The following is a 13,424-nucleotide window of genomic DNA, read 5'->3' as shown; positions in this document are numbered from 1 at the left end:
TCTGCTGGTTAGAGGATTACGTATTTACTAGTATTATAAACTACCAATGTTTTAGCGATCGCTCTTTGGAGAAAAACTTTTTGGTTTACTGATAATTATCACTGTGAGAATAATGTGATTTGCGATAAGCGGCGGCATCGAGGAGCAATCACACTTCGCTTAGTCTAAGGTATTCTCGCTTACCTGTAATTCTTGTTGAGTACAAGTTGGGGGTGGCGGCCTTATTTATTTATGGTGATAGTGTCCGGTGTATATATCTATTTTGGAGAGTCTACACCCCTTAAGAACCCCATTTTTTCGTCAACATACACGCCACAGCCAATTTATTACGAATATTTATCAATTGTTAAATACGTCCATCTTGGGCCAATGTCTAATTTGGGGTAATGTCCAATTAAAATGTTGATTAATAGGGTTTTTAGGAATTACGAAAATTTTGCAGGCTTAATTATTTTTTACTTCTTACAAGCAGTGCCCGCGTAGCTGCTTGTCTGCGAAGCGTGTCATATAGGCTGACACCTTGGCGTAAAATAGTAGACTGACTTGACAACCGATGTTTTGGAGCGTGAGCGTCAATCCAATCCGATTGTGCTTTCGCTGCTTCTGACACAGCTTTTAGACAATGCTCGTCGCCAATATCTTGGGCATAGTGCAGGGCGGCACACAAAGCATGATAGGCAGTTTCGTAATGTGCGTTCTCAATAGACTTTTGGCTAATTGCCATCAGTTGTGAGTAGGTATCGTCATCTTCATTCACTTCTTGTACAAATTTCTGCATAAGCTAGCAATACCTAACGTTCTAACTCCGAAAAAATTTGCTATTCTGCCTGGGTTGAGGTTTTGAGTTGAGAATAGCACATCTACAGTCAAATAACAGATTGAAGGTTTGAGCTTAAGTAATACTTATATTTTAAAATACGTAGTAGATTCCAGGAAACTCAGTTGACAGCAACCGCAGGCGTGTCAATTAACAAGTTTCTTGCAAAAATGGCATCAGGGCAGAACAAGCCCAATGGACTAACGGTGATTTTACCGGAGGAAGCGATCGCCTTTGTAGAGGAGCTACCAATTGAAAAGTTTCACGGTATTGGAGAGGTGACTGCGGCTAAAATGCACTCGCTCGGCATTCATACTGGCGCAGATTTGAAGGAGCGTTCGTCGAAGAAGTTGCCGAAGGCATCGCTCTTGGAGCTAACACACCACTTTGGTAAAGCAGGTTATTGTAAAGTATTCCATTGATAAAGCCGGAATGTATATTAAAATATATCGGCATATATTTTGCTACAGTTGTGGTTATTTTATTTTAATAAATAAACATAGCATTTATAATTTGAAAAATACTAATAAAAATTAAAAATATTATTTTGATAAACACTCACAACATATAGTAATTTGAAAGTATGGCTGAGGATTTTGTAATTATCAAAGTTCCCAATATTTTAGGGAAAGATGGATATGGAATAGAAAGATTTTACAATCTCATCAATAAGCCGTTACCACATGGGCAATATGTATTAGACTTAAGGCAAGTCAATTTTATTCGACCTTATGGTGTAATAGCTCTAGTAATAGCTGGACGGAATCTTAGTAAAAGATCAGGCAAAACAGTAATTATAAAAAATATATCAATGAAAGTTTACCAGTATCTAGAACGGATGAACTTATTTGAAGTTAGTTCAGATTGGTTACAACCCACTGATATCTTAGAACTACGATGGAATCGTACTTTGCGTACATATAATCTTCTTGAACTAACTGTAGTTAATCAATTTGAAGATATAGGAACAATAGTCTCTCGAGCTGACAATATTTTCAAGCGATGGTTGCAACAATCATATCTGCGCGACTTACTCAATGTACTAATTGAGCTATGTGCGAATATATATGAACACAGTGGAGATTGTTATGGTTGCGTACTCATTCAAAAAGTTACATACCTAGATCAAGCTGTTGTGCGTTTAGCTGTGGGAGATTTAGGATGTGGAGTTCGTGGCAGTCTTTTAGGGGTTAACGAATCTAATGTTATGGAAGACTCTTTCGACTACCTGCTGAAAGCGATGAATGGACAAACATCTAGGTTAACAGGACGTGGTGGATTAGGATTGCGCCAAGTTGAGCGTATTGCTGGAGCAAGCAATGGATGTCTGTGGTTGCGTTCAGGGAACAGTGCGATTTTTAGCCGGGGAATCGGCACAATACAGGGAATACGAAATTTAGCTTATGTGCCAGGAACACAAGTTACTGTAGAATTACGTTCACCTCTTGACATGAAATAAGTAAGAAGTTACCTTAATTGTGTATTCACAAAGATTCAGTGAACAGCCACATAAGAGGAGTGAATTGACAAAAAGCGAAATAATTGAGCGTCAAGATATAACGTCTCTGCTTACGGGTTTAGGATTTTCTGATCACTTTTTTCTGACTAGGCTTAAAGGCGAACAGGCGTATGAGCGTTTAAAGTCCCGCTTACAAAAAGTAGCTGAGGGAAACGCTTTGCTACTTAATTTTCCTCTTGAGCAACTTATGGATGTTTCCTTTTTGGATGAAACTCTAATTCGCATAGGGGAAGAGATGGCAAAAAATCAGTTTCCTCAACGTACTCTTCTTCTCCAAGGATTAACCCCAGATACAATCGTTAACCTTAACGCTGCGATTGAATTTCGGAATTTGAAAATAGCATTTCTTGCTGTGGAATCTGAAGGTCAATGGCAGTGCGTTGGAAAATTAGAGTTGAGTTTAAGAGAAACATTGGAACTATTGTGGGAGCAAAGCAGTTTGACAGCACCCGAACTTTCAAAGTTAAAGCAGCTTGCTATTAACTCTGCTAATAATCGTTTAAAACGTTTACACGATCTGCATCTAATACGACGCGATTACCAAGTGAGTAACAAAGGGCTGAAATATACTTATTACTTTTGGAATTGGGCTGTTTAGAGATGAACAATGGATTACAGGCAGAATCTCAAAAATTTAGCCTTAAACAAGCTGTTACTCGTATTGCAGTTGGTCTTGTTGAGCAACAAGAGCAAATCTCTAACAGAATCGCACTACCAATTACTAGCGCCAATAAACATATCAAATCAGGGATTGAACAGCTATCAGTCTTGTGCATAAGGCACAAAATTATGCCTCCTAGACATCACAAGGAGGTTGTTGACTGGTTTCATCGCCGTTTAGAAGACTGGCCAGGGGTTCTTGGTGAGTTCATGCAGGAAATGGATTTTACAGAACCTCTACTGTTCTTTGGTAGACCAACTGATTTGACTTATGAGCTAGCTGAACGCGTCAATCAAGGCTATGAGCCAGAGTTAGAGATTAAAGACTTACCCTTTAAAGATATTTTAGAACTCTGTACAAGAAAACGACTAGACCATCAGTATGTGAAAGCTCGGTTATTTCTAGTCCAGCACTCATATTTAGAGTGGGGAACGAGAGAAATTAATCGAGATTTAGAGTGGGATTTGGAAGTGCGAGAGTTAATAAGGGCTAGCTATGAGCCAATTCCAGTATCTTGCCGTATTATGCGAAATGGATACGAGCAAATTGCTCTTTGCCCTCGCTGTGGCTGGCCGTTAGCTTGGCAAAATCATGCTCGACCTCGTGCCTTCTGCTACAGTGATTTATGTTCTCGATTAGTTGAAAGAATTAACTATCCAGAAAAATGGATACCCTATCACTCAGAGTCATTGAGAACAAATCGTGGAATTCAAGCTTCTGTTGTAGCTCCAGAGCAAATGCTTGTGCAATTACACAATACTTTAGAAGCAAAAGGCTTAACGTGCCAACTCTGGCCAAATGTGGATAATTATGACCTTTATATAAAATTTCCATCGGGAATAACGTGGGCTATAGACTTCAAAGATTATTCATCACCGCGACACATTGCTCTGGAACTTAAGCCTTTTAAGCAATCACCTTATTGGGACAAAGCGTTTTATATTTTTCCTGATTATAGAAATACAACCCGATACAACAAGATTTTCTATTCTATTTGGCAAGAGCAATGTCAACAGAACTCTAACTTGAGCCGCATAGAAGTTTTATTTCTTAAAAAATTCTTGGCAAAAGTTGATCGCGAACTTAAATTATCAAAAACTAACGATTTATGAGAGATTGGCAAGCTTGGCTTAAGGATATTAGTACTGAATTATTAGCTTTAGAGCAAGAAGGAGTTATTGAACAAGGAAGTTTTTCAAACAAAACAAAATGCTACAAATTTTTTCAAATAGAGCTAGTCATTAAGCTTCATGAAGAAGTCTATCAGCAATCAAATAATAAGTTAGATTCAGCATGGAGTTTATTAACTGGTTTTATCCCTTTTGAAGTTAGCCATGATACTAATTTAATTCGTAAATGCCAAATTGCTCGACATCGCGCTCGATATATTCGTACAGCAACAGCTTGGAACAAATCACTCGAATGGTATGCAGAGTTGCCACCTATTATCCGGCAATACGATATTAATATTGAGTCATATCAATATAAACGTCGAGCAGTACTGCACTTTATCCCAGAACGAATGGCTGCAATTTGTAATGCCCTAGACCAGCCAGCAGCACACACAATTCCGAAAATCAATTATGCACAACCTAACAAAGAATACAGCTTTTTTATAGGCTTAGAAGAATTCTCAATTACAATTTCGCCTGAGCTTTTTGAAGGTATCTTAGATTTAGAAAAGTCAATACCTACTCCTAAAATTTTACAACCTAGAAATCGTAAAAATCCACCAGAGACGCTAACCGTTCGGATGTCGGATCTGAAAGCAGCTGCTATAGAACTAAATAAAAAACTGCCTATAAGAAATTGGTTAGAAGGTTATGAGAAACTGAACCTCTTACAAATTAACGATTCTCTCTTTCGTATTGAAGAAATCACTATTAATGGTATTTATCACTTATTAGGACCTACAGGATCGGGTAAAAGTACGGTAATTAAGCTTTTAATTTACGATTTAATTAAGCAGCAAAATTTTAATGCTGATTATCGGATTTGTATCATATTCAATACTGTAAATGAAGTTCTTGAAATGGCAGCAGACTGTATCAAAATGGGAATTTCTGCTGCACCAATACTAGGCAAAAGCCGTGATTTACACCAGTATCAATATGGAATGGCTTACCGCAGTTCACTTGAGCCAGAGGATTTATACCAACCTTACGATCCTGAATCCGATCCACAGACTGCCTTATTACTTGATAATCCAGCCTTAAAATGGCTCACAGGTTCATGCATCTTGTCAGGTTTACTAAGTGAAGGCTCTATTCCTCCTGGTTCTGAACCTTGTACAAGACTTACAACACGAGAGGATATTGCTAAAAAGAAGAAAAACGCGAAGTATAATATTTCTCACTATCATTGTCCTTTTATCAATATTTGTCCTGTTCATCAAGCTAACCGCGATATTGCTGGGGCATCGGTTTGGATAGCAACTTCAGCGGCTTTTCTGCAAACCTCTTTACCTGTAAACTTGCTGAATACCAAAATGCGCTTACTAGAAGCCGCTAACCATTATTGCGATTTACAGATTTTTGATGAAGTAGACCGCGAACAAGTTTTTTTTGAAGATCGGTTTGCTCCATCCAATGATTTAGCAGGTTCACAAACAGATGGGACACAAAAAGCTTTACTAGATTTTATTGAATATAGCCTTTTTTAAACAGGGAGATCGCCATTAATTGATTCTCGTTATCACGAATTACGTAGTGTTGTACGTGAAGCTTCTCGTCTGTCGGACTGGATTTTTGCCAGAGTATTTGAGCATCCTCATCTCAAAGAATGGATTACTGGATGGCCTCTTTACAATTCTATTATTTACAAGCATATCCAAGATGACATTCGTATTTTAGCCCCTAATAACATTTCTGAAGCCGAACTTGGAAATTGTTTGACTATTCTTGAACAGGAGTTTATTTTTTATTATAAAAACTCCTTTAGTTCTAACGATTCAGACGATGAATCTGCTCATCCTTTAGAAAAATTAGTTAATGATGTTCAAAATCAAAAAGGTCATCGTTTTATCAACAGACTACGCAAATGGTTAAATAATTTATTGCCTTGGGAACTAGACCAATCCCTACGAACCTCTAAAATGTTGGAACGTCTTGAACTGGGCGTTATCCTGACAGCAATGGATGGTCATGTTATTGCCTTAGTTCGTTATTGGCTCGGCATAGCGGTGGAGGCGAGTGAGCAGCTAGGCAATGAAATTAACTTTACTGCTAATCCCCCCGATGAATTTATTGATATTGGGGTTGAATCTCCTCTAGGGAATATTTTAGGCTATCAATTTGTTGATTCTAGTGAAGATAAAAGTCTAAATGGTGTTCTTCGGTATTTAGACTGTGTAGGAATGGGCAGATATTTACTATTACGTTTTCCTTATTTATATGTGCATCTTTGCGGTACATACGGCCCGCATACGCTTTTTACCAGTGCTACTTCATGGTCGCCGGGGAGTCCGCAGTATCATATCAGTGTTCAGCCAAACGCAATTTTGTTACCCCCACTAGAAGCTACTCAAAGAATTGCCCAGAGCTATTTCGACTTTATTCCGATACCACGTAAAGCTGGTGATTTAACTAGAGTTAGTGGTCTTTCTGGTAGTGAACGCCGCAATAGTCTCATTCAAATTACAAAATATCTAGCTTTTGGTAGTGGCAGTGATACAGTTCCACGAATAGTCTCTGAATTAGATTACTGGCAAGAACAAAGTATGTCCAGAGGTGTTGTGTTAATTACTGGAAGTTATAGCGAAGCACGGTCAGTAGCAACTGTTTTACAAGATTCTTCACAGTGGCGGGATCTGGTAGACTGTATGCAGCCAGATCGCGATCTCCAAGAAGCTGATTGGTTGATTAGACGCGGGCAAATTGAACAACATCCAACTAGAGGAAGACCAATTTTGGTAGTGCCTTTTGGTGCATTTCAACGCGCTTATAATATTCTTTTACCTGGCACTAATATTGCATATTTAGGTAGCGTCTTCTTTTTAGTTCGTCCCTATCCAGTCCCTACTGACTTCGGTCGTCAAATTAGAGCAATTAATCGTTGGGTATTTGACTCAATTTTGCAAGGTAGCAATGTTTTACCCAAGCATTTAGGAACAACAGCAGAGTCAGCAATTTCTTCTATGCGTTCTCAGGCTTATAAAAATTGGGGACGCCGGCTACACGCTTCCTCTGTCGGTTCAAAAGCGATGGATAAAGATTTATGGCAGGAACTGCTTTGGGATCAATTAGTTGCAGTTACTCAAGCTTTAGGACGAGCTACCAGAGGCGGAGTTCCAACTCGTGTTTTCTTTTGCGATTCTGCTTTTTACCCAACTCGCCAATCTGGTCGTAGTTTATTAAAAGGGTGGGTGGAAGTTTTAGATGAATATCTTGCACCTAACAGCACAAAATCTTTAGTTGAGCAGCAACTAGCTAGAGAGTTGTACGGGGCTATTTACGATCAATTGCACTCATTAGTAAAACGATTACAAATTCAAAATTTTGGAGGAAATAATTATGAATAAGCAACTTCAGCTGATTGGAGAAGAATATCAAACGGAACAAGAAGAACAAGTTGAAGTAATTTTAAATACAAAAGGTAGGAAAGAAAGAACTAAAAATCCACCTGTAGATAAACTTCAACCTTTAGCTTGGTTGATCAAAGATGATTTTGACCTAAGTGCTATGGGCAAAGTTTACGGCTTAAAATTACCACTTGCTTGGATTGACTTAATAAAAAGCTTATCAAGCGTTGATTCCACCCCTCCCATTGTAGGACTAAATATTGCTTTGAGAGGCTGCGCTCCAGATATTATCTATATTTTCCCTAATTCATTCTGTTGGGAGGAAGAGAAACGCCCTACTTACTGGCTAGTTGTTCATGACAATAGTAATATTATTGACCTAAATTTTTTCTGGGATGTTATTAGAGAATGGTTAGTTGCTAACTATAGCAATGATCGAGAGCTTATTCGTAATATCCTTGCTAAGATGGAACCAGCCCGCGCAGAGCTTTCTTGGGAGTTAATCAATCTTAAAGCCGCTCCTTTCTCAATTATTAAACCAGTTTTACCAGAGTTGATTGTTCGCTGGTTAACTCGGAAAGGATTTCAATTTCAACTTAGTGATAGTGAAGGAAGAAGTTATTCTTTTCCAATGGTTGTGTCAGCCTCTGCTTCTTCCGAAGATGCCTATTTAGTTACTTGGCCTCCCTGCGATTATTCTTCAGACAGTAATAAAACGCTATGGAAATATTCTTATTATTTGAGATTTTGGGTTACTCCTCCTCACGGTAAAACCCCTGCGCTGCTTCTTTTTCAACCAGGCATTAAACGCTATATTACTCGTCCAATGGTGAAATGGGATAATCAAGACAATAAACCACTTCCAAGCGCAAAAAGTCAAATTCTCTTGCCCTCTAAAGAAGATGCTACAGTCTATGCAGCAGTTGAGGAACTTGGGTGGGTAAAGCCTGATAAGCATCCGTCGCAACCGCGAGAAATAACTTTAATTAATTTTAAGCTGTCTCGCAATAATACTGCTGTTAGTTGGAAAGCGAGGATTGATACAATTTTATCTCGGATTGCTCCACACTTAGATATTCCTCAAACCATGCAGTTTTTAAACAATCCAAAAGACTTTGCTCCACAATATCTCCTTAGCTATAATACCAAGTTAGGAAAACACCGTGTTGGTGCTGGTGTAGAAGCTGCTGACCGCTTTGAACTTTTTGACCGCTTAAGCAAGGAATTACCATTAGAAATTGCATCATCACCTCAAATTTATAAAATTGATTTTGGTAATAAGAATAGCCTTCCACATCGCAAAGCAAGAAAATCAACTCGAAAATCAGAGCCATTAAATTTATCAACATCTTGCCCTAAAATTATTTATCGAATTGCTATTTGCAGTAACGACTCAATTGATACTTTTACTAATGTTTTATTAAATTTTCTGACGAGTAAAGATATTGGCGGTACTGTTCAACCTGAAGATGGACAATCTGATACTTGGCGGTTCATGAATAGACAAGGAGAAGTTTACCTACTCAAAATTGAAAAAAATCCTTTTCCTGCTGAGTGGTGTGAACCTTTAGATTTAAAAGGGAGCTATTCTAACTCAGCTAAATCAGCAGCTACTCAAAATAGAGCCAGATTAATTGAACGTTGCTTGGCAAAACAATCTTCTTCTGGTAATGAACAGTTAGGTGTTTTAATTGAACTACCTGACTACCGCAATTTTGAAAAAAATCGAAGGTCTAAAGATCCCAAAACTGGTATCAGATGGGGATATGCCTTAGGTGGCTGGGTTAGTCAGTTTATCACTCCTGACCAAACAGAATATGTTAACCCCGAAGAATTTATTCCCTCAGATCCAACAAATAATAAACAAGTGAAAATATATGAATTTAAAAAAAGCCAGTTAAAATCCCAAATTGATAGTTATAAAGGGAGATGTCAAAATGCCATAATGGATTTACTACGACAGCTTGACTTTCCTTTGGGCTTGCCTTTTCATCGAGAAATTCCTAGTACTTCACTACCTGCTTTAATAGATATAATTAGTATTAGAGTTCTTCGTGTTAATGCTAGGAATAAGAGTGAAAAAAAAGCAGTTATTCCCATATTAATAAAAATACCAGCAGCAAACAGTTCTTCGCAAATGCTAGTCTGCTTACCTAGCGAACATGGTCCTGTATGGATGTCATATCGAGAAAGTTTACTAGCAATGGCGCAGTTCGAGCAAAAATTTGCTTTTGAGTATGACTCAGAAAGAATAATGAACTTTGTAAGTGTAGCTTTTAAAGATTTAGTTTTAAATCACCCAACTCTTTTGCTACTAGATGAGCAAAATTTACGAAAAGATTTGTCGAAGATACTTAATACTCCTCAATCAGCTTATTCTAAAGATATAAATAATTTTTGGCATCAAAATTTAATTTTTTCTAACAAACACTCTTACTTACTTCGAGTTGCAAAGCTTCGTTATTCTTGGGATAATATAGTTCCTCATGTTTGTCCTACAGCTATATTTAATAGATATAGTGGAATTTATCAAAATTCAGATTTTAACTCTGGGTTTTTCTCAATTGGTCGAGATCCACAAACTGCAAAAAGTGCAACTAATGCCAGACAGCGTGACCGTATTTCTAAATCTAGTTGGAATCAAACAGCGTTAGAAATTACTTGGCTATCGCTTCAGGCAGAAGATCAATCAGAAGAATGGACATTAATCATTCATAATTTGAGGCGTTGTTCGCCCTTCATTGATGATGATATTGTGACATTGCTTCCACAACCTCTTCATGCTGCACAGCAAATATTAGCATATATACCAAGGCTTACAATTTCAGAAGAAGAGGAAGATGATTTTATAGATGAAGAAATAGTTTCTGATGAACCTGAATTTATACAATTAAGCTTATTTTGAGCATAAGAGCCAATATTTGAACCTTCTTTGGAAGAGCAATTTGTAAAAGTTGTTCATTTAAGCCGTGATAACGACCTGTGAAATCTGGACGCACGCAGCTTATTACTAGCGATCTCGCTTCGTTTGCCTTAGGAATATCTCTGATAAAGGAGCTAGCATCTGGTTATTCTCACACGCCTCTAGCTCCGACCAATCCTTCAAATGTTTGCCATGCAGAGATACCCGGTAGTAGCCGCAGAGCAAGCGATGCCTACGGCAACCCGTTCGCGTAGCGTCTCCGACAGGAGAAGCGGGAACGCACATCACAGGATAACCCAGTGCGTGACATTTCTCGATCAGCGACAATATCAAAGGTGGATATGTAGTAGGGTGCTTTGTCTTGCCTTGGATAAGGGTTAATTGTAGCTGGTCAGCCCCAGCTTCCCCGCGCCAAAGCTCTTGCAATATCTCCTCACCAACTTGATATCGATGATAGAAATCCCCAGTCTTTTCAAAGCAGCATAGGGTTATATCTTGCCGATTTTCTTTCTGTTTTCTCACCCACAATTGAATTAGTTGCTGACGAGAATCCAAAGTCTTCCTGAACTCCCTGGTGTATTCTTCCTGTGCGGCGGTATCCTGGGCTGATGCCTTCCACCACTTGAGTAGTTTTGGAGTTGGCGCGAACTCTTGAAGGTGTTTGCCTTTCCAGCTTTTGGGGACATCCAATTGACTGAAATTATGCTTCAAAACAGCACTCAACTTGGCAATCGACTATGGATTTTTCACCATATTTACGTCATATAGCGAAAGTACCAGTACGGAAAATATTAAAAGTGTTGGACTGATGAAATAATATTCATTTCCATGAATAAAAAAGCAAGAGTTTTCAGGATATAAAATGATAAATAACTATAAAATTATAAGGTTTACTATTAGACTATGAGCTAACGGGGTTTAAAAATGCAGTCTAACTTTTTAAATATTATAATCTTGAATATTGAAGTTTACCCAGTTCCAATTAAATAATAAAATCTAAAAAATAACAACTATTGTTATAATTAAAATGATTTTAAATTGAAATTTAAATATATGTCAGCTAGAAAAGTATTGATTGCCACTAAAACTTACCCATCAATTAGCACTAAATATAAGGAAACAGTCTGTACAGCAGGAATCTTATTAAGTGAAGATGAAAAGCCACAGCAATGGATTCGCATATATCCTATCCCCTTTAGATACATGGATTATGATAAGCGCTATCCTAGATGGTCTATTATTAGGGCTGAAATAAGCAAAGATGAAAAAGATTCTAGACTGGAAAGCTTTCGGGCTAATCATTCAACTATAGAAATTATTAGAAAAATTGATACCTCAAACAACTGGCAGGAGAGAAAATCATTACTATTACCGCTTAAATTCGACTCAATTGAACAAATAAGAGAACAGAATAAGTCATTAGGAATAATTAAACCCCGAAGTATAAAAAGATATTACTGTAAATCAACCGAACGCGAATGGCAACCTAAACAACAAGCAGTGTTAGACCAACTTGATTTGTTTGAGGAATCGATTGATCTAGAAAAAATTCCTTACCAATTTGGGTATGAGTTTACTGATGAGGCAGGATCTCAGCATAAATATTCTATAAGTGATTGGGAAATTATGCAATTATATAGAAACTGTAGGGATAATTCTCAAGCAAATAATTTATTAGCAAAGGAACAGGAATCTTTAAATAAAGTCAAACAAAAGTTAGAGGGGTTTATTATAGATAAAGATTTACATTTTATAGTTGGCAATTTAAAAAATCACAGAAAATCTTTTATGATTATTGGATTATTTTACCCAAAAATAGTACAATTACAACAATTAAGTTTATTTTGAAATGGGGAAAATGAATTATAAAGCTGGAAATATAGAGCCGTTAATTTTGACATTTGGGTATGGAAATCGTAAAAATTATGACGATTTTTTAAAATACCTAGAAATATTTCATGTTAACTATGTTGTGGATGTACGTTCTTCCCCTCGCGCTTGGAGTAGAAAGTGGTATGGAACAGCAATTGACAAACTTTGTAATTCCATAAATGTTAAATATATTTCTCAAACTGCATTAGGTAACACATCTGGGAATAAAAATTGGATTCCTCCTAATCAAAAAGAAGCAACGTTGGCATTATTAGAAATTGCTCAAATTGGGCAAAAGGAAACTATTCTTTTACTATGTGCAGAATTACAAAGTGCAAAATGCCATCGGGTATCTGTTGCAAATCAATTACATGAACTTACAGGCATTGCGGTCAAACATTTAGAATAACTTCACTTCCGAGCGACCGCTCGTTTATACTCGCACTTTTAAGCGAAGAAACCTTTTCGTTACGCTTTATATACGCGGAAACAAACTTAATTTAACTAATCCCATGTCCTCACTACAAACTTAACACTATAGCTATGATAATCTCCTCGATCAACAGCCATTATAGAAAATCAAATGACTCTTCTTATTGAGCGACAGTTTATAATATTCCATAAAGATGATTAGAAAAAATGGTTAAGCCTAAAAATGTGTATCGCGGACACTCAATGGAAAAAGTTGGTCACGGTAAAAGAGCGGTATTTAAAACCACTATCAACGAAAAAGAATGGTCGTCCGTGACTGAATTAGAGGTAAAAACAGCAATTGATGCTTGGATTGATGAAGGAGTAGAGCCTAAGTTATTGCCTACATAGCTTACTTTGTGCTGACATGAATAACTGCGCGGCAAAACTGGGAGGCACAGAATAGCCGATAATTGACCCTGCCGTAGCAGTTTCGTTGGGAAACTCATACCAATCAGGAAAGCCTTGTAACTTCGCCGCTCCCTCAATAGACAAAGATTTGACCGTACCATCAGGCAACCAGATATCAGCGAACTTACTACGGTTACAGCCTTTGTGATCGGTGAAATGGGATCGCAATATCGTGTTACAGGGTAGATGTCCAGGTTTATATTTGGACTGTGTACGTCCACCAACTCTTTC

At 37.6% G+C, this 13,424-nt stretch carries 13 protein-coding genes; 10 read left to right on the top strand and 3 right to left on the bottom strand.

All coding sequences use genetic code 11. The features are described 5' to 3' along the window. Nucleotides 1-448: 448 nt before the first annotated feature. Nucleotides 449-778 carry a hypothetical protein gene (locus tag V7L01_RS35075; RefSeq protein WP_335042980.1) on the bottom strand — a complete coding sequence of 110 codons (330 nt, stop codon included), beginning with the start codon at nucleotides 776-778 and terminating at the stop codon, nucleotides 449-451. Nucleotides 779-942: 164 nt separating this feature from the next. Between V7L01_RS35075 and V7L01_RS35070 the strand changes: the two genes are divergently transcribed. From V7L01_RS35070 to V7L01_RS35040, 7 genes are all read left to right on the top strand, one after another. Next, a complete protein-coding gene (locus V7L01_RS35070; RefSeq protein WP_335042979.1) occupies nucleotides 943-1,239 on the top strand; it encodes a hypothetical protein in 297 nt (98 codons plus the stop codon). Nucleotides 1,240-1,400: 161 nt separating this feature from the next. Next, nucleotides 1,401-2,276 carry an ATP-binding protein gene (locus V7L01_RS35065; protein WP_335042978.1) on the top strand — a complete coding sequence of 292 codons (876 nt, stop codon included), beginning with the start codon at nucleotides 1,401-1,403 and terminating at the stop codon, nucleotides 2,274-2,276. Nucleotides 2,277-2,340: 64 nt separating this feature from the next. Then, nucleotides 2,341-2,934 carry a hypothetical protein gene (locus V7L01_RS35060; protein ID WP_335042977.1) on the top strand — a complete coding sequence of 198 codons (594 nt, stop codon included), beginning with the start codon at nucleotides 2,341-2,343 and terminating at the stop codon, nucleotides 2,932-2,934. Nucleotides 2,935-2,936: 2 nt separating this feature from the next. After that, the gene (locus V7L01_RS35055) at nucleotides 2,937-4,109 is read left to right on the top strand and encodes a restriction endonuclease-related protein (protein ID WP_335042976.1); all 1,173 of its coding nucleotides are present in this window, start codon (nucleotides 2,937-2,939) and stop codon (nucleotides 4,107-4,109) included. Then, entirely contained in the window at nucleotides 4,106-5,659 is a 1,554-nt protein-coding gene (locus V7L01_RS35050) for a hypothetical protein (protein WP_335042975.1), read from the top strand. The genes V7L01_RS35055 and V7L01_RS35050 overlap by 4 nt, the downstream gene beginning before the upstream one ends. Before the next feature lie 228 nt (nucleotides 5,660-5,887). Continuing rightward, on the top strand, nucleotides 5,888-7,516 hold the full coding sequence (locus V7L01_RS35045) for a hypothetical protein (protein WP_335042974.1): 1,629 nt from the start codon (nucleotides 5,888-5,890) through the stop codon (nucleotides 7,514-7,516). Further along, a complete protein-coding gene (locus V7L01_RS35040; protein ID WP_335042973.1) occupies nucleotides 7,509-10,421 on the top strand; it encodes a pPIWI_RE module domain-containing protein in 2,913 nt (970 codons plus the stop codon). Before V7L01_RS35045 ends, V7L01_RS35040 begins: the two co-directional genes overlap by 8 nt. 105 nt (nucleotides 10,422-10,526) lie before the next feature. Here the strand turns inward: V7L01_RS35040 and V7L01_RS35035 are convergent, their stop codons facing one another. Continuing rightward, nucleotides 10,527-11,150 (bottom strand): DUF488 family protein, N3 subclade, encoded by a 624-nt coding sequence (locus V7L01_RS35035; protein ID WP_335042971.1) that lies wholly within the window; start codon nucleotides 11,148-11,150, stop codon nucleotides 10,527-10,529. 342 nt (nucleotides 11,151-11,492) lie between these two features. On the opposite strand from V7L01_RS35035, the gene V7L01_RS35030 reads away from it, so the two are divergent. The 3 genes from V7L01_RS35030 to V7L01_RS35020 all read left to right on the top strand — a co-directional run bounded on the left by V7L01_RS35030 (nucleotide 11,493) and on the right by V7L01_RS35020 (nucleotide 13,133). Further along, nucleotides 11,493-12,287: a hypothetical protein gene (locus V7L01_RS35030; protein ID WP_335042970.1), complete on the top strand. Its 795-nt coding sequence runs from the start codon at nucleotides 11,493-11,495 to the stop codon at nucleotides 12,285-12,287. 10 nt (nucleotides 12,288-12,297) lie between these two features. Next, nucleotides 12,298-12,720 carry a DUF488 domain-containing protein gene (locus V7L01_RS35025; RefSeq protein WP_335042969.1) on the top strand — a complete coding sequence of 141 codons (423 nt, stop codon included), beginning with the start codon at nucleotides 12,298-12,300 and terminating at the stop codon, nucleotides 12,718-12,720. A 230-nt stretch (nucleotides 12,721-12,950) separates the two neighbouring features. Next, nucleotides 12,951-13,133, top strand: coding sequence for a hypothetical protein (locus tag V7L01_RS35020; protein WP_335042968.1), 183 nt, complete (start codon nucleotides 12,951-12,953; stop codon nucleotides 13,131-13,133). Here V7L01_RS35020 and V7L01_RS35015 read toward each other — a convergent pair. Then, nucleotides 13,119-13,424 (bottom strand): DNA cytosine methyltransferase (locus V7L01_RS35015; RefSeq protein WP_335042967.1); only part of this gene is annotated, 306 nt, incomplete at its 5' end. The two genes, V7L01_RS35020 and V7L01_RS35015, sit on opposite strands and share 15 nt — an antisense overlap.

Source organism: Nostoc sp. (genome assembly GCF_036917095.1).
Lineage (GTDB): Bacteria > Cyanobacteriota > Cyanobacteriia > Cyanobacteriales > Nostocaceae > Nostoc.
Note: the sequence above shows the minus strand (reverse complement) of the source record. Positions and strands in the feature narration are given on the sequence as shown.

Coding starts and splice junctions, on each gene's coding strand:
- V7L01_RS35075 (WP_335042980.1), bottom strand. CDS start 778: ATGCAGAAATTTGTACAAGAAGTGAATGAAGATGACGATACCTACTCA.
- V7L01_RS35065 (WP_335042978.1), top strand. CDS start 1,401: ATGGCTGAGGATTTTGTAATTATCAAAGTTCCCAATATTTTAGGGAAA.
- V7L01_RS35055 (WP_335042976.1), top strand. CDS start 2,937: ATGAACAATGGATTACAGGCAGAATCTCAAAAATTTAGCCTTAAACAA.
- V7L01_RS35050 (WP_335042975.1), top strand. CDS start 4,106: ATGAGAGATTGGCAAGCTTGGCTTAAGGATATTAGTACTGAATTATTA.
- V7L01_RS35040 (WP_335042973.1), top strand. CDS start 7,509: ATGAATAAGCAACTTCAGCTGATTGGAGAAGAATATCAAACGGAACAA.
- V7L01_RS35030 (WP_335042970.1), top strand. CDS start 11,493: ATGTCAGCTAGAAAAGTATTGATTGCCACTAAAACTTACCCATCAATT.
- V7L01_RS35025 (WP_335042969.1), top strand. CDS start 12,298: ATGAATTATAAAGCTGGAAATATAGAGCCGTTAATTTTGACATTTGGG.
- V7L01_RS35020 (WP_335042968.1), top strand. CDS start 12,951: ATGGTTAAGCCTAAAAATGTGTATCGCGGACACTCAATGGAAAAAGTT.